The sequence below is a fragment of the Xanthomonas sp. 3307 genome (assembly GCF_014199735.1).
In the GTDB taxonomy this organism is placed as follows: Bacteria; Pseudomonadota; Gammaproteobacteria; order Xanthomonadales; family Xanthomonadaceae; genus Xanthomonas_A; species Xanthomonas_A rydalmerensis.
Map to the genome: position 1 here is coordinate 782,668 of NZ_JACHOG010000002.1, position 17,176 is coordinate 799,843.

Below are 17,176 nucleotides of genomic sequence, written 5' to 3' on the forward strand. Positions count from 1 at the left end.
TTTGCTCCCGCTTTTGCTCCCGCTTTTGCTCCCGCTTTTGCTCCCGCTTTTGCTCCCGCTTTTGCTCCCGCTTTTGCTCCCGCTTTTGCTCCCGCTTTTGCTCCCGCTCTGCCTTTGACTTACCGGGCCCCCTCGGCGCGGCAGACACGGCGGGGAAAAACCCGAAGGGCGGCGCACATGGACGTGCGCCGTTCGCGGCAGGGGCAGGATGCCCCTTCCGCGAATCCCCGACGTGGCTGCGAACCCGGAGCGCGTAGCGCGGAGGGCGCGCTGCGGGGTGTGCTTTCTTTTGGTTACTTTTCTTTGCACAAGCAAAGAAAAGTAACTCGCCGCAAGGCGAAAGCTTTGCTCTTGCACTTGCTGCTGCTGCGGCAGTTTGATTGTAGGAGCGGCTTCAGCCGCGACAGGCTATACCGATCATGTGGGTCGCGGCTGAAGCCGCTCCTACAGATCACTTCGTCTGATACATCAGTCAAAAGCAAAGGCTTTCGCCCTTGCGGGCGAGTTACTTTTCTTTGCTCGCGCAAAGAAAAGGTAACCAAAAGAAAGCGCGCCCTGCCTCGCGCCCTCCGCGCTGCGCGCTCCGGGTCCGCGTCCAGCCCGGGGATCCGCGGAAGGGGCATCCTGCCCCTGCCGCGGACGGCGCACGTCCCTGTGCGCCGCCCCTTCGGGGTTTTTCCCCGCGCTGGCCGCCGCTTCGGAAGGGAACCCGGTGAATCAAAAGCCCGAGCAACAGCCAAAGCACAGCAACGGCAACGGCAACGGCAACCGCTGAAGCTGCTCCGGTTGAGCACCTCCAACGCAACTCTTGCGCGCGTCTGCGCACCGCAAGCGCAACACCTCTAACCCTTTTCCAGGCACCCGACCATGGCCACCCCCGACCTGCCGACCTTCGACAAGATCCTCATCGCCAATCGCGGCGAGATCGCCTGCCGGGTGATCGCCACCTGCCGCAAGCTCGGCATCGCCACCGTGGCCGTGTACTCCGATGCCGACCGCGATGCCCGCCACGTGCGCCTGGCCGACGAGGCCGTGCACATCGGTGCGGCGCCGGCACGCGAGAGCTACCTGCGCGGCGAGCGCATCCTCGAGGCCGCGCAGCGCAGTGGCGCGCAGGCCATCCATCCCGGCTACGGCTTCCTGTCCGAGAACGCCGAGTTCGCCGAGGCCTGCGCCGCGCGCGGGCTGGTGTTCATCGGGCCGCCGCCGGCGGCGATCCGCGCCATGGGCGACAAGAGCGCGGCCAAGGCGCTGATGCAGGCGGCCGGGGTGCCGCTGACGCCCGGTTATCACGGCGAGCAGCAGGATCCGGAGTTCCTGCGCGAACAGGCCGCGGCCATCGGCTACCCGGTGCTGATCAAGGCCAGCGCCGGCGGCGGCGGCAAGGGTATGCGCCGGGTCGATCGCGACGAAGACTTCGCCGCCGCGCTCGCCGCCTGCCAGCGCGAGGCGCAGGCCGCGTTCGGCAATGCGCACGTGCTGGTGGAGAAGTACGTGCTGCGGCCGCGGCACATCGAGATCCAGGTGTTCGGCGACAGCCACGGCGAGCTGGTGTATCTGTTCGAGCGCGACTGCTCGGTGCAGCGCCGCCACCAGAAGGTGCTGGAGGAAGCGCCTGCGCCAGGCATGGACGAAACGCGGCGTGCGGCGATGGGCCAGGCCGCGGTGGAGGCCGCGCGCGCGGTCGGCTATGTCGGTGCCGGCACGGTGGAGTTCATCGTCGCGCCCGATGGTGCGTTCTACTTCATGGAAATGAACACCCGCCTGCAGGTGGAGCATCCCGTCACCGAGTGCATCACCGGCACCGATCTGGTCGAGTGGCAGTTGCGCGTGGCCGCCGGCCAGCCGCTGCCGCAGCGCCAGCACGAACTGGCGATCCGCGGCCATGCGCTGGAAGCGCGGCTGTACGCCGAAGACCCGGCGCGCGGCTTCCTGCCCTCGATCGGCACGCTGCAGCACCTGCGCCTGCCCGCCGCCGATGCGCATACCCGCGTCGATGCCGGCGTCGAGCAGGGCGACACGATCGGCCCGCACTACGATCCGATGATCGCCAAGCTGATCGTCTGGGATGCGACCCGCGAGCGCGCGCTGCGGCGCATGCAGGCGGCGCTGGCCGCGTGCCAGGTGGTGGGCGTATCGACCAATGCCGCGTTCCTGCAGCGCCTGGTCGGCACCACGGCATTCGCGCAGGCGGATCTGGACACCGCGCTGATCGAGCGCGAGCACACTGCCCTGTTCGATATCCCCACCCCGACCACCGATGCGCTGTGGAGCCTGGCGGCACTGGCCTGGCAACTGCACGAGCCAGCGCCGGCCGCGCAGGCTGCCGATCCGCAGTCGCCGTGGGACCTGCGCGACGGCTGGCGGCTGGGTGCGCCGGCGCCGCGTGCGCTGACCTTGCAGCATGACGAGACGCAACGCACGCTGCACCTGACCGCGCACGCAGGCGGCTGGCGGATCCACGACGCGCAGGCGCAGCACGCGCACGAGGCCAGCGGCCAGTTGCGCGACGGCCGCCTGTCCGCGTTTCTCGGCACGCAGCGGGTACAGGCCGAGGCGGTGTTCGCCGGCACGCAGCTGCACCTGTTCGTCGACGGCCACGGCTACCTGTTCGAACGCCACGACCCGGTCGCCGAGGCCGACCAGCCGGCGGTGGAGAGTGGTGGCCTGACCGCGCCGATGCCGGGGCGCATCGTCGCCCTGCTGGTCGCGCCCGGCACCCAGGTGAGCCGCGGTACGCCGCTGCTGGTGCTGGAGGCGATGAAAATGGAGCACACCCTGCAGGCGCCGGCCGACGGCACGGTGCAGGGCTTCCGCGTGCGCGAGGGCGAGCTGGTCGGCGACGGCGTGGCGCTGCTGGATTTCGACGCGGCCTAAGCGGCACGCGCCAGGCCGCGGTCGCCAAGGCCGCGGCGAGGCGTCACACTCGGCGCTGGTCCCTCGCCGTGCCTGCGCCATGAAGCTCACTGCCCACGTCCTCGACGGCCACACCCTGGACGTGCGCCCGGCGCCGCGCGAGCGACCGTGGATGGACCAGACCGCCGAGCGCTACGCCTACCGCTGCCTGCCGCTGGACATCGCCAACGCGCACGGCTGGGAATTGCTGTGCCAGACCGCGTTCGAGGCCGAGTGGAACGGCGGCAACGCGCTCGACGACCTGCGCGTGCAGCCGGCGCCGGGCACGCACGCACCGGCAGTCAGCCACTTCGGCTACGGCGTACTCACCTTCCACGTGCCCTGCCTGTTCCGCACCGAGGCAGGCGTGGACCTGTACGTCACCGCGCCGGTGAACCGGCCCAAGGACGGCATCGCCGGGCTCACCGGGCTGATCGAGACCGATTGGAGCCCATACACCTTCACCATGAACTGGCAGTTCACCCGCCCCGGCCGGGTGCGGTTCGAGGCCGGCGAGCCGTTCTGCCACTTTTTCCCGGTGCAGCGCCGCGTCTTGGCCGAGACCGAGCCGCGCTGGCAGCCGCTGTCGCAAACGCCGGAACTGGAACGCGAGCACCAGGAATGGATGCGCAGCCGCGGGCGGTTCCTGCACGAGCTGGAACAGCCCGACTCCAACGCCAGCCGCGAAGGCTGGCAGCGCAGCTACTTCCGCGGACCGGCGCCGGGGCAGTGCCCGGTCGGCGTGGAGCACCGGGTGAAGCTGCGGCTGGCACCGTTCACCCGCGGCGACGACGCGGCGTGAGGGCGGCTCAGCGCGGGTGGCGCTGGCGCACGCGCGTGGACAGGCGGAACACGCCGTAGGCCAACAGCATGCCCAGGCCGCCGGCAACGGCGTGCGCCCAGTCGAACACGCGCGGGCCGAGGCCGCCGGCCTGGTCGCCCCACAGGTTGAACAGCACCAGGACGATAGCGGTGAGCCCCAACCCGGCCAGGAACGCGGCGCGATTGGCGCCCAGCGCATAGAACAGGAACGGCAGGCCCAGCCCGACCAGGAAATGCACCGGGAAGAAGTAGACCGAACCGTAAGGCCGCAGCAGCGACCAGACGATGGCGGCGAACACCGCGACGAAGACGAACAGGCCCAGCGACAGCGCGCGGGTCTTGGCGGGGGGAAGGCGTGGCTCGGTCATGCGTCACCTGCGGGCAATCGTCGACCGTAGCCGAGGGCGGATCACGGCCCGGTCAAGACTGCGCGCAGCGCTCGGCTGCAGGCGCTCAATGCGCGGTGCGGCACCACTGCCGCTCGCACGGCACGCCATCGCGGTTGCCGTCCATCTCCACGCCCGGGCAGTGCTGCAGGAAGTACATCGCTTCGGCGCAGGACGTCATCTGCGCGCAATGCGTGCGACCGTCGCACTGGAACGCGGGCGCTGTCGCCGGCGAGGCGTGCGCAGTGGCGGCTGGCGCAGCGGGTGATGGTGGCGCTGTGGCGGTCGCCTGCGGTGCCGTCACGAAGCGCAGCGCCGCGTAGGCGGCGAGCGCGAGCACCGCCAGCAGCATCAGCACGCCGAGCCAGTGGCCGCGACGCGTGCGCGGTGCGGCCACAGCGCGCGCCTGCACCGCCGGCGCACGGCCGGGCCGCATCACCCGCAACGCCCGCGGCCGCCCCTGCGCGTCGTGCTCCAGGTCGAAGGAGATCAGCTCGCCCACCCGCGGGGGCACGCCGTCGTCGGGAAACGCCGCGCGTTGCACCTCGGCTTCGGTCTCGCGATGCGCCAGGCGCACCCGGCCGCAGCCGCGCTCCTCGTCCCACTGAATCAAGGTCCCGTGCGTACGCATGGCGTCACCGCAAGAAAGTGCATCGCCGCGGTGGACGCCGCCGTGCCCGGTGCGTCCACCGTCCCCACCGCGCCTGCCCGCTCCCGCCAGCGCAGCCCCGCGCGCAGCATGCCACGGCCGGAGTATCCGCGCTGGCCTGCCGCGACCGCTGCATGCAGGCCCGGCTGCGTCGGCATGACCCGCCGCCCGCTTGCTGCCGCAGCGTCGGCGCGCGCAACTGTCTACCACCGGCTGCGCGGCGCTCGCTAGAGTCCGAAGCGTCGAGCAACGCCGACGCCCGCACACCGCGCGGCGCTGGCGATCGACGCGCAACCCGGCATCGCGGCCGCCGCATGGCGCCGCCCCCGCAGCATTCGTCCCCCGATGCTGCCTGCCGGGCCCGCGCGTTTCCCCCACGCTCGACGCAACACGATCCTTCAGCGCAGTTGCCTTCCACACGGGGTCAGGAGAGCGACATGGACATGTCTTCGGTCCGCTAGGCCGTTTCCACCGCATCGCCGCTTCCACAGCTTCGCCGCCGCGTCCGCGCGGCGGAAGTGGACGCTGCACCTCCCAATGCATCTCTCGCTTCGTCTGCGCGCGCAGCCGGATGCATGCGCGTGCCTGTGGCACGGCGGGAGTCCTTCAGCGCGGCCGCGCAGGATGCGCTGGTTCCAGAACATTCCGGCCGGGCAGCCGTTCGACGCGGCGGCAAAGAGCACCGACTACAGCCTGCAGCTGGCCGGCGGCATCGCCAACTTCTACGAATGGAAATGCACCCAGGACGGCGTGTTCGTCCGCGACGGCAACCTGTGCGAGCAGAGCAAGACGCCGCTGAAGCTGATGCAGTCCACCACGCCGCCGCCGACGGTGTACCCGGTCGAGCGCGGGCCGAGCAACCAGGACCAGCAATAAGCGCGGCAATGCCCTGCCTGCCGCGCACCGCCCACGGCGCCGGCGGGCAAGGCCTTCACCGAACGCGACAAAACTGGTGCCGATGGACGGGCGTCAGGCGCTCTGCTGCCTGCGCCACCAGGTCACCGCATCGATCAGGCCATAGGCCAGGAACGCCGCCAGCACCACCTGCACATTGAGGATCGGCAGCGAGCGCAGGGAGTCGTAGGTACTGTTGTGCACCAGGACTTCCACGGCCCGGCCCGTAGGCGAACCACGCCGGTCCAGCACTGGGACCGCGTCGCCACTGGACCGATCCCGCGTCTCGTACACGATCACCGCGTCCCGCTGGAGAAAGTGGTTGATGCCCTTGTACAGGAACATCGACGACGAATACGCATGGAAATTGACCATCACCAGCAACACGAAGGTGATGTAGACGATGGCGCGTCGCAGATGGTTCATGGTGGACTCCCTGGGCACCAACGCGGCGCCTGCGATCGGTGATCGCAGCAGCATGCAATAGCAGCACCAACAGAGCAACGCGGTGCGCTCATGGCGATGGCGTGCCGAGGGGCTGACCGCACGCGGCGGAGTGCGCACTGCGAGCGACCTCGTCCTGGCGCGTCACGCTCGTTCAGTCGATCTGCTGCCCGACCCACCAGATCGTGCCGCCGGCGTCGCGGAAACCGCCGCGCCGGTCGGGATCGTCCTTCTGCATCGGCGCCTGCACCGCCGTGGCACCGGCGGCCAGCGCACGCTGGTAGGTCGCGTCGACGTCGTGCACATAGACGTGCACATGTGCCGGTACCGGCGGCCAACCGTCCACCGCATCGCAGAACATCAGCACGGTGTCGTCGATGCGCACCTCGCCGTGGGCGAGCAGGCCGCCCTCGCCGGGAATCTGCCGCAACTTTTCGGCATCGAACACGCGACCAGGAAATCGATGGTCCGCTGTGCACCGTCGACGATGAGATACGGCGAGACCGAGGTGTAGCGTTCTGGCTTGAACGACATGGAAGGCTCCTGAGATTGGCTATCGGACGGGGACCAATGCTTTCGGCGATGAAGCGTTTCATGCGATGGGCGGTGATATCAGGATGAAGCTGGAAAGGCGCGTGCAGACCCACTCACAACGCGCACGAACTCACCCGTGCCGCCAGGGTAAAGGGCACCGCGCCGAGGTCATCCAGGCCTTCGACGTCGAACGCGTACATGCCCTTGACCACGAGCGTCAGTTGCCCGTCGCGCGCGAGGTTGAAGGTCAGCGTCTCGACGTCGACGGGGTGGTGCGCGCCGGCCAGGTAGAGCGAGCCGTCGATATAGCCGTCCTGCGGGTTGCGCGGGAAGTCGAAGCGCTTGCCGGCCAGGTCGCCGAGCCTGAGCGAGGGCAGCGCGATGCCGTCCAGGCGGATCGACGTGTCCACGATCTCGCCGGCACGCAGGAACGGGCGCAGCAGGATCTCCAGCGAGGCAGCGTCCGTCAGGCCGGACAGGATCGCGTGGCGCGGCTTCAGGACGCTGGGCGAGAACGTCGACATCGCGGCCGCCCTTCAGTGTTGCGTCACCGGCAACACCACGTCCATCAGCGTGGCGTCGTCCGGATCCGGCGTGGCCTTGAAACCGAGTTGCTGGCACATCGCCAACATGGTGCGGTTCTCGCGCAGCACCTGGCCTTCGACCATCTTCAGGCCGAGCCAGCCGGCGTACTCGATCATGATCCGCATCAGCTGCCAGCCGATGCCGTGGCCCTTGAGGTCGGAGCGGATCAGGATGCCGTATTCGCCGCGGTCGTAATCGGCGTCGGCGTGCAGGCGCACGGCGCCGAGCATGTCGCCGCTGCGCGGTTCGATCGCCACCAGCGCGATCGAGCGCGCATAGTCGAGCTGGGTCAGGCGCGCGATGAATTCGTGGCTGAAATGCTTGACCGCCTGGAAGAAGCGCAGGCGCAGGTCCTCGTCGGTGACGCGGGCGAAGAAGCTGCGGAATAGGGCGTCGTCCTCCGGCCGCACCGGGCGCACGAGCGCGGCGCTGCCGTCGTTGAGGACGATGCGCCGCTCCCACTCCTTGGGGTACGGGAAGATCGCGAAGCGCGGATGGCCGCGGCCCTTGTGCAGGCGCCGCGACGGCGCCACCGCCACCCGCGCGTCGACCGCGATCACCCCGTCGCGGTCGGCCAGCAGCGGGTTGATGTCCAGTTCGCGGATCTCCGGCAGATCGGCGGCCAGTTGCGCCAGCTTCACCAGCACCATCGCCACCGCGCGTTCGTCGGCGGCGGGCACGTCGCGGTAGGCCTTGAGGATGCGGCTGACGCGGGTGCGGCCGATCAGTTCGTGGGCCAGGCGCAGGTCCAGCGGCGGCAGCGCCAGCGCCTTGTCGTCGATCACCTCCACCGCGGTGCCGCCGCGGCCGAACACGATCACCGGGCCGAAGGTGGGATCGTCGGCGATGCCGGCGATCAGCTCGCGCGCCTTCGGCCGCAGCAGCGAGGGCTGCACCAGTACGCCGTCGATGCGCGCCTCCGGACGCGCGGCGCGCGCGCGGGCGAGGATGCCCTCGGCCGCGTCGCGCACCGCCTCCACGCTCACCAGGTTGAGGCGCACGCCGTCCACGTCGGACTTGTGCGGAATGTCGGCCGAATGGATCTTCACCGCCACCGCCGATCCCTGCGCCAGCATCGGTGCGGCCACCTGCGCCGCGGCCTCGGCATCGGCGGCGTGTGCCACCGCCGCGGTGGGAATGCCGTAGGCGGCCAGCAGCCGCGTGGTCGCCAGCGGGTCCAGCCAGGTCTGCCCGGCGGCCAGCGCGGCGTCGACGATGCCGCGCGCGGCGACGGCGTCGAAGGCGAAATCGTCGGGCAGGCTCGGCGGCGTTTCCATCAGCGCCGCCTGCGCCTCGCGGTAGCGCACCAGGTGCATGAAGCCGCGCACCGCGTCGGCCTCGGTGGCGTAGGTGGGGATGCGCGCGGCATTGAGCGTGGCGGTGGCGCTCTCGTCGTTGCCCAGCCACACCGCGAACACCGGCTTGTCGCGATGATGGCGCGGGCGCTGGCCGAGAATGCGGGTCAGCGCCTGCGCCGCGTCGGCGGAGGAGGTGAACGCGGTCGGCACGTTGACCACCAGCACCGCGTCGTTCTCCGGATCGTCCAGCAGCGCGCCGGCGGCGGCGGCGTAGCGCTCGCCGTCGGCGTCCACCACGATGTCCACCGGGTTGCTGTGCGACCACTCCTGCGGCAGTGCCTGCTCCAGCCGCTGCTGGGTGGGCGCCGACAGCGCCGCCAGGGTGCCGCCGAGATCGGACAGCGTATCCACCGCCAGGCGGCCGACGCCGCCGCCGTTGCTGAGGATGGCCAGGCGTCGCCCCGGGAAGGTGCTGAGCCGGCCCAGCGTCTCCGCTGCGGCGAACAGTTCGTCCAGCGCGCGCACCCGCAGCAGGCCGGCGCGGGCGAACGCGGCGCCGTATACCGCATCGGAACTGGCCAGTGCCTGCACGTGGGTGTCGGCGTTGGGATCGATGCGCAACTGCCGGCCCGACTTCACCACGACGACGGGTTTGGCGCGCGCGGCGGCACGCGCGGCGGACATGAACTTGCGCGCGTCGCGGATGTGTTCGACGTAGAGCAGGATCGCGCGGGTGCGGTAGTCGGTGGCGAAGTAGTCGAGCAGGTCGGCGAAGTCCACGTCCAGCGCGTCGCCCAGCGAGACCACCGCGGAGAAGCCGACCGCGCGCGCCACGCCCCATTCCACCAGCGCCGCGGCGATGGCGCTGGATTCGGAGATCAGCGCCAGGTCGCCTGGCTGCGGGCAGTGCGCGGCGATGCTGGCGTTGAGCCGCGCATGCGGCGCGATCACGCCCAGGCAGTGCGGGCCGAGGATACGCAGGCCCTTGGCGCGCGCGGCGCTCTCCACCCGCGCCGCGGCCGACCCCGGTCCGCTGCCGAGCCCGGCGGTGAGGATGATCGCCGCGGCCACACCGCGCCGGGCGGCGATCGACACGATGCGCGGCACCATCCGCGCCGGTGCGGTGATCACCACCAGGTCCGGTACCCATGGCAGGTCGGTGAGCCGACGCACCGTGGGCACGCCGTCGATCTCGCGGTAGCGCGGGCTGACCCAGCCGATCTGCCCGGGAAACCCGGCCGCGCGCAGGCTGCGCACCACCGCGCGCCCGGCGGAGCGCTCGCGCGGGCTGCCGCCGACGATGGCGACCGAGGCGGGGCGGAACACGGACTGCAGGTGATAGGTGCTCATGGCGGCGGCAGAGGCGAGCGAATGCGCTAACGGTACACGGCTGGCCGCGGCGCGGGGATGATCCGGGTCTTGCGGCGCACCGTACCGCGCGTTCGGCGACAGTGCGCACCGTCGCGATTCCGGCGTTCGCGCGTCGGGGCTGAAGCCCCTCCCACAAGGACTCCGGTCGGCCGCCCGGTGCTCATGGCTCGCGTGTGCTGCTGGATCAGGAGCGGCACCGCCGGCAGCAGACCTCCTTGGGGGGAGCGTTTCAGGACACCTCGAATCACCGTTTCTGCGGCGCATCGCGCTGTCTCGTAGGAGCGGCTTCAGCCGCGACGAGGCTCTACCGGTAAGACACGGTCGCGGCTGAAGCCGCTCCTACGCGTGTGCCTCTCGTCCTTATTCGAGGTGTCCTTCAGTCGCGACGCGACCGAGCCTCAGGCGAGGCGACCGCGCAAGCGCAGCGCCCTGATCGGGCGGCGATCCCCTCCCCCACAGGAAGGCCAGCAGCACCGTCACGCACCCGGCCTCGACCTCCAAGGATTCGCAGAGCCCATCGGGCACCCCGCACGCAGCCCGGGTCAGCAGACGGTCGCATTGGCGGCCGCATAATGCGGCGATGGAGACGACTCGTGCATAGCGGCGGCCTGGAACTGGCGCTGGTGCTGCTGCTGGCCGCGGTGATCGCGGTGCCGGTGTTCAAGCGCCTGGGCCTAGGCGCCGTGCTGGCCTACCTGGCCGCGGGCGTGGTGCTGGGGCCGGACGGGCTGGGCTTCGTGCAGGACACCGAGCGCATCCTCAACGCGGCCGAAATCGGCGTGGTGATGCTGCTGTTCCTGATCGGCCTGGAGCTGTCGCCGGCACGGTTGAAGCTGATGCGGCACGCGGTGTTCGGCGCCGGCAGCGCCCAGGTCGCGCTGACCGCGTTGCCGCTGGGCGCGCTGGCGCTGTGCATGGGCCTGAACTGGAAGAGCGCGCTGGTGATCGGCCTGGCGCTGGCGCTGTCGTCCACGGCGGTGGGCCTGCAGCTGCTGGCCGAGCGCAAGGCGCTCAACAGCGACTACGGCCGGCTCGGCTTCGCCATCCTGCTGTTCCAGGACCTGATCGCGATCCCGCTGCTGGCGGCGGTGCCGCTGCTCGGCGGCGCCAAGAACGACACGCTGACCTGGTCGGAAGTGGGCCAGGCGCTGGGCGCGCTGGCGGTGGTGGTGCTGTGCGGGCGCTTCGTGCTGCGCCACCTGTTCCGCACGGTGGCGCGCACGCGCATGCCCGAGGTGTTCACCGCCAGCGCGCTGCTGGTGGTGCTGGGCAATGCCTGGTTCCTGCAGAAGGCCGGGCTCAGCCCCAGCCTGGGGGCGTTCCTGGCCGGCGTGCTGCTGGCCGATTCGGAGTTCCGCCACGAGCTGGAGGCGCAGATCGAGCCGTTCCAGGGCCTGCTGCTGGGCGTGTTTTTCATCGCCGTGGGCATGGGCATCGACCTGGACCGTATCGTCGCCGAGCCGTGGCTGATCGCGGGTGCCGTGGCCACGCTGCTGCTGGTCAAGTTCGCGCTGCTGGCCGGCATCGCCCGCGTGCTGCGCCTGCCCTGGCGCAGCGCGCTGCTGCTGGGCAGCCTGCTGTGGCTGGGCGGCGAGTTCGCCTTCGTGGTGTTCACCGAGGCGCAGCGGGTGCGCCTGCTCGACGACGCCACCCACGACCGCCTGGTCGCGGTGGTCGGCGTGTCGATGGCGCTGACGCCGCTGCTGCTGATCGGCATGCAGCGCCTGCTCGGCGCCAGCGAGGCCGGCAAGGGCAAGCGTCCGCAGCTGCCGGCGGAACAGTACGACACCGTGGATGCGCAGCGCGCGCAGGTGCTGATCGCCGGTATGGGCCGCTTCGGCCAGATCGTGGCGCGCCTGCTGACTGCGCAGCGCATCCCGTTCGTGGCGCTGGAACACAATCCGGACACGGTGGAGGACCTGCGCCGCTTCGGCAACAAGATCTACTACGGCGACCCCAGCCGCGCGGACCTGCTGCGCGCGGCCGGCAGCGACGGCATCCGCATCTTCGTGGTGGCGATGGACGACCCGGAGACCAACATCAAGACCACGCGGCTGATCCGCCGGCTCTACCCCACCGCCAAGGTGCTGGCGCGCGCACGCAACCGCCAGCACGCCTGGCGGCTGATGGACCTGGGCGCCGAACCGTTCCGCGAGGTGTTCGCCTCCAGTCTGGAACTGAGCGAGCAGGTGCTGCTCGGTCTCGGCCTGGACCCGGCGACCGCGCGCGACCGCATCGCCCGCTTCCGCGAGCACGACACGCAACTGCTGCGCGCCCAGCACCTGGTCTACGACGACGATGCCGCGTTGGTGCAGACCGCACGCGCGGCGCGCGCCGATCTGACCAAGCTGTTCGAGGCCGACGTCAACGATCCCACGGCCGGGCCGGCGGATGCGACCGGCGCGGGGCAGCCGCGCGGTTGAGGTTGGCGGTTTGGGCGTGACCAGGGCTGCAGGGTCTGCAGTGTTGCTGGCGTGCGATGCGGTGTGCGGTCGCGTCGCGGCCGATCACCGCGCACACGCCACCGCCGTGCGCGACCGGGTCGCGATGGGGAGACTGACCAATCGACAAGCTGCACCCGGATTGCGACATGGTGCGGGCGTCATCCGGCATGGTCGCGTCGGGGCTGAAGCCCCTCCCACGATGACAGTCGAACGCGTCCGCGGCGGTGACGCTTTTGCTGGCGACAAAGGGACGCTAGGACCAGGCAGGGTGTGCCGGTTCGCCAAGGCCAATGCTCGGTAAGCGCGCTGTGTCCGCACGCCACCAATCCTTCCCTTGTGGGAGGGGCTTCAGCCCCGACTGCAGGCTCCAGCCGCCGTCGCTGTGCCGCTCCTGCTGAGATGGAGGCATCCCCGAGCACTGGCGCTCACGCCAGCGCCCGGGGCACCGCCTCAACGCTGGCGCGCCGGACGCTGCGCGGTGCTGCTGGCCGCGCGCTTGACGGCTTTTTTCGCAACTTTCTTCGCGGCCTTCTTGGCCACCTTCTTCGCCGGCGCCGAGGCGGCCTCGCTCCTGCTTGCCTTGCGCGGCGCGGCAGAGGCTGAGGCATTGGCCGGCTTGGCCGCGCTGCGCTTCGGCGCCGGCGTCACCGGCCGGGTTTCGGTGGTGGCGCCGGCCTCCGGCGGGCGACGCGGCGGTGGGCGACGCCCGGCGGTCAGGGTGCGCCAGGTGTGGCCGCCGTTGAGCGCCAGCAGCGCATCGGCCGCAGCCGGGCCGGCGCTGCCGGCCGGGTACTGCGGGGTTTCGTCGGCCGAGGTCTGCCACGCGTCGAGGATGGGCTGCACGATGGTCCAGGCCGCCTCGACCATGGTCGCGTCCTGGAACAAGCCGGCCTCGCCGTGCATGCAGTCCTGCAGCAGGCGCTCGTAGCCCACCGTGTATTCCTTGGGGAACCAGTCGCGGTAGCGGAAATCCATGCGCACCGGCGCCAGGCTGACCCGCGCGCCCGGACGCTTGACGTCGAACTGCAGCGAGATGCCCTCGTCGGGCTGGATGTGCAGCACCAGCCAGTCGGGGCCATAGCCGCCGATCTCGGCGCTGCGCAGCGGGGCCAGCGGTGCCGGCTTGAAGCGGATCGCGATCTCGGTGGTGCGCTCGCGCAGGCGCTTGCCGGTGCGCAGGTAGAACGGCACGCCGGCCCAGCGCCAGGTATCGACCTGCAGCTTCATCGCCACGTAGGTCTCGGTATTGGAATCCGGCGGCACCGTGTCCTCCTCGCGGTAGCCGGGCACGGCGTTGCGGCCGATCGCGCCGGCGGCGTACTGGCCACGCACCACGTCGGCAGGACTCAGTGGCCGTACCGCCTCGATCACCTCGGCACGCCTACGCAGCATCGCGGCGGGGGTGAACGCTGCCGGCGGTTCCATCGCGATCATCGCCAACAGTTGGAACAGGTGGTTGGGCACCATGTCGCGCAGGCAGCCGGTGGGATCGTAGAAACCGCCGCGGCCTTCCACGCCGATGGTCTCGGCCGCGGTGATCTGCACGTGGTCGATGCGGTCGCGGTTCCACACCGGCTCGAACAGGCCGTTGGCGAAGCGGAACGCGAGGATGTTCTGCACCGTTTCCTTGCCCAGGAAATGATCGATGCGGAACACCTGGTCCTCGTCGAGTACGCGGCCGACGATGGCATTGAGCTCGCGCGCGCTCTGCAGGTCGTGGCCGAACGGCTTCTCCACGATCACCCGGCGCCAGCCGCCGGTGGCGCTCTGCTTGACCAGCCCGGCCGCGCCCAGTTGCTCGATCACCGGGGCGAAGAAGCGCGCTGCGGTGGCCAGGTAGAACAGCACGTTGCCGCCGGTGCGGTACTGCGCACCGATCTTGTCCAGCAACGCGCCCAGCGAGCGGTAGGTGCCGGCATCGTTGAAGTCGCCGCGCAGGTAGTGCAGGCGCGAACGCAGCCAGCCCCATACCTCCTCGTCCAGGCCGTCGGCCTTGAACTCGGCGTCGCGGTCGGCCATCAGGCCGCGCATCGCATCGCCGAGCATGCGCCGCCACGCCACTTCGCTGACCGCGCCGTGGTCCACGCCGATCACCGCGAACTCCTCGGGCAGCGCGCCGCTGTGGCGCAGGTTGTACAACGCCGGCAGCACCAGGCGGCGGGTCAGGTCGCCGCGGGCGCCGAACACCACGATCAGGCAGGGAGGAGTGGTCTGGGAAGCATCGCTCATGGATGGGTGTCCTGTTCGCCGATCAAGCCATGCAGGCGCAGCGCCGCGTGGACCAGCGCCACGTGCGAATAGCCCTGCGGAAAATTGCCGAGCATGCGGCCGCTGCGCGGGTCGTACTCCTCGGCCAGCAGGCCGACGTCGTTGCACAGGCCGAGCAAGCGTTCGAACAGCGCCTGCGCCTGCTCGCGGCGGCCGAGCAGCGCATAGTTCTCCACCAGCCAGAAACTGCAGGCGATGAAGGTGCCCTCGCCGGCCGGCAGGCCGTCGCCGCTGTCGTCATCGGCGCGGTAGCGTTCGACCAGGCCGTCGATGCTCAGGCGTTCGGCGATGGCGTCTGCGGTGGCGGCCACGCGCGGATCGTCCGGCGGCAGGAAGCCGACCAGCGGGATCAGCAGGGTCGCCGCGTCCAGGCGCTCGCTGCCGTAGCTCTGCACGAAATAGCCGTCGCGGTGCACGCCCTGCGCCAGCACCTGCGCATGGATCTCGTCGGCCAGCACGCGCCAGTGCGCGCGTTGCGCGGCATCGGCATCGGTGACGCCATCGCGCGCGCCGCAGTCGAAGGCCAGCCACGCCATCACCTTGGAATGCACGAAGTGCTGGCGCTTGTCGCGGATTTCCCAGATGCCTTCGTCCGGATCTCGCCAGCGCTCTTCCAGCACCTCCAGCAGTTGCCGCGCCAGCGAGCGGCCATGCACCGCCGAGGCCATGCCCTCGTGGTGACCGCGGTGGAACGCGGCGATCACCTCGCCATAGACGTCGAGCTGGAACTGGCCGACCGCGGCATTGCCCACACGCACCGGCAAGGCGCCTTCATAACCGGGCAGCCAATCCACCTCCCATTCGGACATGCGCCGCTCGCCGCCGATGCCGTACAGCGCCTGCAACTGGTCCGGCGACCCGGCCACGGTGCGCTGCAGCCAGCCATGGAAGGCGGCGGCTTCGTCGAAGTAGCCGGCCGCGCGCAAGGCGGTCAGGGTGAACACCGCATCGCGCAGCCAGCAGAAACGGTAGTCCCAGTTGCGCTCGCCACCCAGGCGTTCGGGCAGCGAGGTGGTCGGCGCGGCGACGATCGCGCCGGTGGGCAGGTAGCTCAGGCCCTTCAGCACCACCAGCGAGCGCCGCACTGCCTCGGTCCACGGGCCGGCATCCAGGCAGCGGTGCGACCAGCCATGCCAGAACGCCTCGGTCTGCGCCAGCGCCTGTTCCGGTTCCAGCAACGGCGGCAGTTCCAGGTGCGAGGCGCCGTGGCTGAGCACGAACCAGGTGCTCTCGCCGGCCTCCAGCACGAACTCGGACTCGGTGGCGAAGCCGTGGCCTTGCATGGTCTGTGGGCTGCGCAACGCGATCTGGTCCGGCCCGGCCACCGCCTGCAGGCCGCCGTCGATCTGCGAGACCCAGGGGATGGTGCGGCCGTAGTTGAAGCGCAGCTGCAGCTGCATGCGCAGCGGCACCTTGCCATGCAGGCCGCGCACGATCCGCACCACGTGGTTGTGCGTCACCTCGTCGTGGCTGGCGACCATGAAGTCGAGCAGCGCCACCGCACCGGTGTCGGTCTCGAACCGCGTCTCCAGCACCAGGCTGCCGTCGCGGTAGGCGCGGGTGCTGGTGAAAGCGCCCTGTGGCGCGATCGCCCAACGGCCGTGGTCGGGTTCGCCGAGCAGGGCGGCGAACAGGGCATCGGAATCGAAGCGCGGCAGACACAGCCAGTCGATCGAGCCGCAACGGTCCACCAGGGCCGCGCTGCGGCAATTGCCGAGCATGGCGTAGTCTTCGATTCGCGAGGCCATCGTGGGCGCCGGGACGGGGGAGCGGCGAGTCTGCCAGCGCCGGTGTTTGCGTTGCGTAATCGCCGCGCGGTGCCGTTCAGGCGCGCGCAAGCAGCCGGCTGCCGCTACACTGCGCCTGCGCATGACTTCCGATCCCGCTGCCGCCGCCCTGCGCACTCTGGTCCTGGAGGACGATCCGATACTGCGCGATCGCATCCTGGTACCGGGCCTGCGCCGCTTCGGCTTCGCCGCCGATGGCTGCGGCACCGGCGCGGAACTGCAGCAGCGGGTGCAGCGCGACGGCGCCGAGATCGTGGTGCTGGATGTCGGCCTGCCCGACACCGATGGCTTCACCCTGGCCGGTGCGCTGCGCCAGCAGTACCCGGACATCGGCATCGTCATGCTGACCAGCCTCGGCCAGACCGAGGACCGCATCCGCGGCCTGACCGGCGGCGCCGATGCCTACCTGTCCAAACCGGTGGAAATCGACCTGCTGGCCGCGACCCTGCACAGCCTGGCGCGGCGCGTGAGCGGGCGCCCGCCCACGGCGCCGGCGCGCGGGCGCTGGCAGGTGAGCGAAGACGGCTGGTGCCTGCTGTCGCCGGCCGGCGCCGCCGCCGCATTGACCGGCAGCGAACGCCGGTTGTGCCTGCGCCTGCTCGAGCAACCGGGGCTATTGGTGGCGCGCGAGGCATTGATCGCCGCCCTGACGGACCGCGTCTACGACTTCGACGCGCACCGCCTGGATTCGATGGTGCACCGCCTGCGCAGCAAGGTGCAGCGCCGCTGCGGCGAGCCGCTGCCGCTGGCGGCGGTGCACGGCAAGGGCTACATCTTCGATCCCGCCGGTTAGCGCGCA

The 17,176-nt window shown here is 70.5% G+C and carries 13 protein-coding genes; 5 read left to right on the forward strand and 8 right to left on the reverse strand.

What is annotated here, in order from left to right; genetic code table 11:
• The first annotated feature begins 867 nt into the window (after window positions 1–867).
• Window positions 868–2,877, forward strand: a complete 2,010-nt coding sequence (locus tag GGR64_RS08350; protein WP_184645089.1) for an acetyl/propionyl/methylcrotonyl-CoA carboxylase subunit alpha — start codon at window positions 868–870, stop codon at window positions 2,875–2,877.
• A gap of 79 nt (window positions 2,878–2,956) precedes the next feature.
• Window positions 2,957–3,697 carry a DUF6065 family protein gene (locus GGR64_RS08355; RefSeq protein WP_184645090.1) on the forward strand — a complete coding sequence of 247 codons (741 nt, stop codon included), beginning with the start codon at window positions 2,957–2,959 and terminating at the stop codon, window positions 3,695–3,697.
• A 7-nt stretch (window positions 3,698–3,704) separates the two neighbouring features.
• Here the strand turns inward: GGR64_RS08355 and GGR64_RS08360 are convergent, their stop codons facing one another.
• Both GGR64_RS08360 and GGR64_RS08365 read right to left on the reverse strand, forming a co-directional pair.
• Complete coding sequence (locus tag GGR64_RS08360; protein WP_160968402.1) at window positions 3,705–4,085, reverse strand: hypothetical protein; 381 nt, start codon at window positions 4,083–4,085, stop codon at window positions 3,705–3,707.
• 85 nt (window positions 4,086–4,170) lie between these two features.
• Window positions 4,171–4,734 (reverse strand): excalibur calcium-binding domain-containing protein, encoded by a 564-nt coding sequence (locus GGR64_RS08365; protein WP_184645091.1) that lies wholly within the window; start codon window positions 4,732–4,734, stop codon window positions 4,171–4,173.
• Between the two features lie 642 nt (window positions 4,735–5,376).
• Here GGR64_RS08365 and GGR64_RS08370 point away from each other — a divergent pair.
• On the forward strand, window positions 5,377–5,628 hold the full coding sequence (locus GGR64_RS08370) for a hypothetical protein (RefSeq protein ID WP_260302952.1): 252 nt from the start codon (window positions 5,377–5,379) through the stop codon (window positions 5,626–5,628).
• Between the two features lie 93 nt (window positions 5,629–5,721).
• Here the strand turns inward: GGR64_RS08370 and GGR64_RS08375 are convergent, their stop codons facing one another.
• The 4 genes from GGR64_RS08375 to GGR64_RS08390 all read right to left on the reverse strand — a co-directional run bounded on the left by GGR64_RS08375 (window position 5,722) and on the right by GGR64_RS08390 (window position 9,857).
• On the reverse strand, window positions 5,722–6,072 hold the full coding sequence (locus GGR64_RS08375; RefSeq protein ID WP_184645092.1) for a hypothetical protein: 351 nt from the start codon (window positions 6,070–6,072) through the stop codon (window positions 5,722–5,724).
• A gap of 172 nt (window positions 6,073–6,244) precedes the next feature.
• Window positions 6,245–6,538 carry a VOC family protein gene (locus GGR64_RS20825; RefSeq protein WP_326520317.1) on the reverse strand — a complete coding sequence of 98 codons (294 nt, stop codon included), beginning with the start codon at window positions 6,536–6,538 and terminating at the stop codon, window positions 6,245–6,247.
• Between the two features lie 199 nt (window positions 6,539–6,737).
• Window positions 6,738–7,148: a hypothetical protein gene (locus GGR64_RS08385; RefSeq protein WP_184645093.1), complete on the reverse strand. Its 411-nt coding sequence runs from the start codon at window positions 7,146–7,148 to the stop codon at window positions 6,738–6,740.
• A 12-nt stretch (window positions 7,149–7,160) separates the two neighbouring features.
• A complete protein-coding gene (locus tag GGR64_RS08390) occupies window positions 7,161–9,857 on the reverse strand; it encodes a bifunctional acetate--CoA ligase family protein/GNAT family N-acetyltransferase (RefSeq protein WP_184645094.1) in 2,697 nt (898 codons plus the stop codon).
• A 614-nt stretch (window positions 9,858–10,471) separates the two neighbouring features.
• Here GGR64_RS08390 and GGR64_RS08395 point away from each other — a divergent pair.
• On the forward strand, window positions 10,472–12,301 hold the full coding sequence (locus tag GGR64_RS08395) for a monovalent cation:proton antiporter-2 (CPA2) family protein (RefSeq protein ID WP_160968395.1): 1,830 nt from the start codon (window positions 10,472–10,474) through the stop codon (window positions 12,299–12,301).
• A gap of 471 nt (window positions 12,302–12,772) precedes the next feature.
• On the opposite strand, the gene zwf is transcribed toward GGR64_RS08395, so the two are convergent.
• On the reverse strand, window positions 12,773–14,551 hold the full coding sequence (gene zwf, locus GGR64_RS08400) for a glucose-6-phosphate dehydrogenase (RefSeq protein ID WP_184645095.1): 1,779 nt from the start codon (window positions 14,549–14,551) through the stop codon (window positions 12,773–12,775).
• Window positions 14,548–16,338 (reverse strand): glycoside hydrolase family 15 protein, encoded by a 1,791-nt coding sequence (locus GGR64_RS08405; RefSeq protein ID WP_184645096.1) that lies wholly within the window; start codon window positions 16,336–16,338, stop codon window positions 14,548–14,550. Before GGR64_RS08405 ends, zwf begins: the two co-directional genes overlap by 4 nt.
• Before the next feature lie 121 nt (window positions 16,339–16,459).
• Here GGR64_RS08405 and GGR64_RS08410 point away from each other — a divergent pair, with 121 nt between their 5' ends.
• Window positions 16,460–17,170: a response regulator transcription factor gene (locus GGR64_RS08410; protein WP_160968389.1), complete on the forward strand. Its 711-nt coding sequence runs from the start codon at window positions 16,460–16,462 to the stop codon at window positions 17,168–17,170.
• Window positions 17,171–17,176 lie beyond the last annotated feature (6 nt).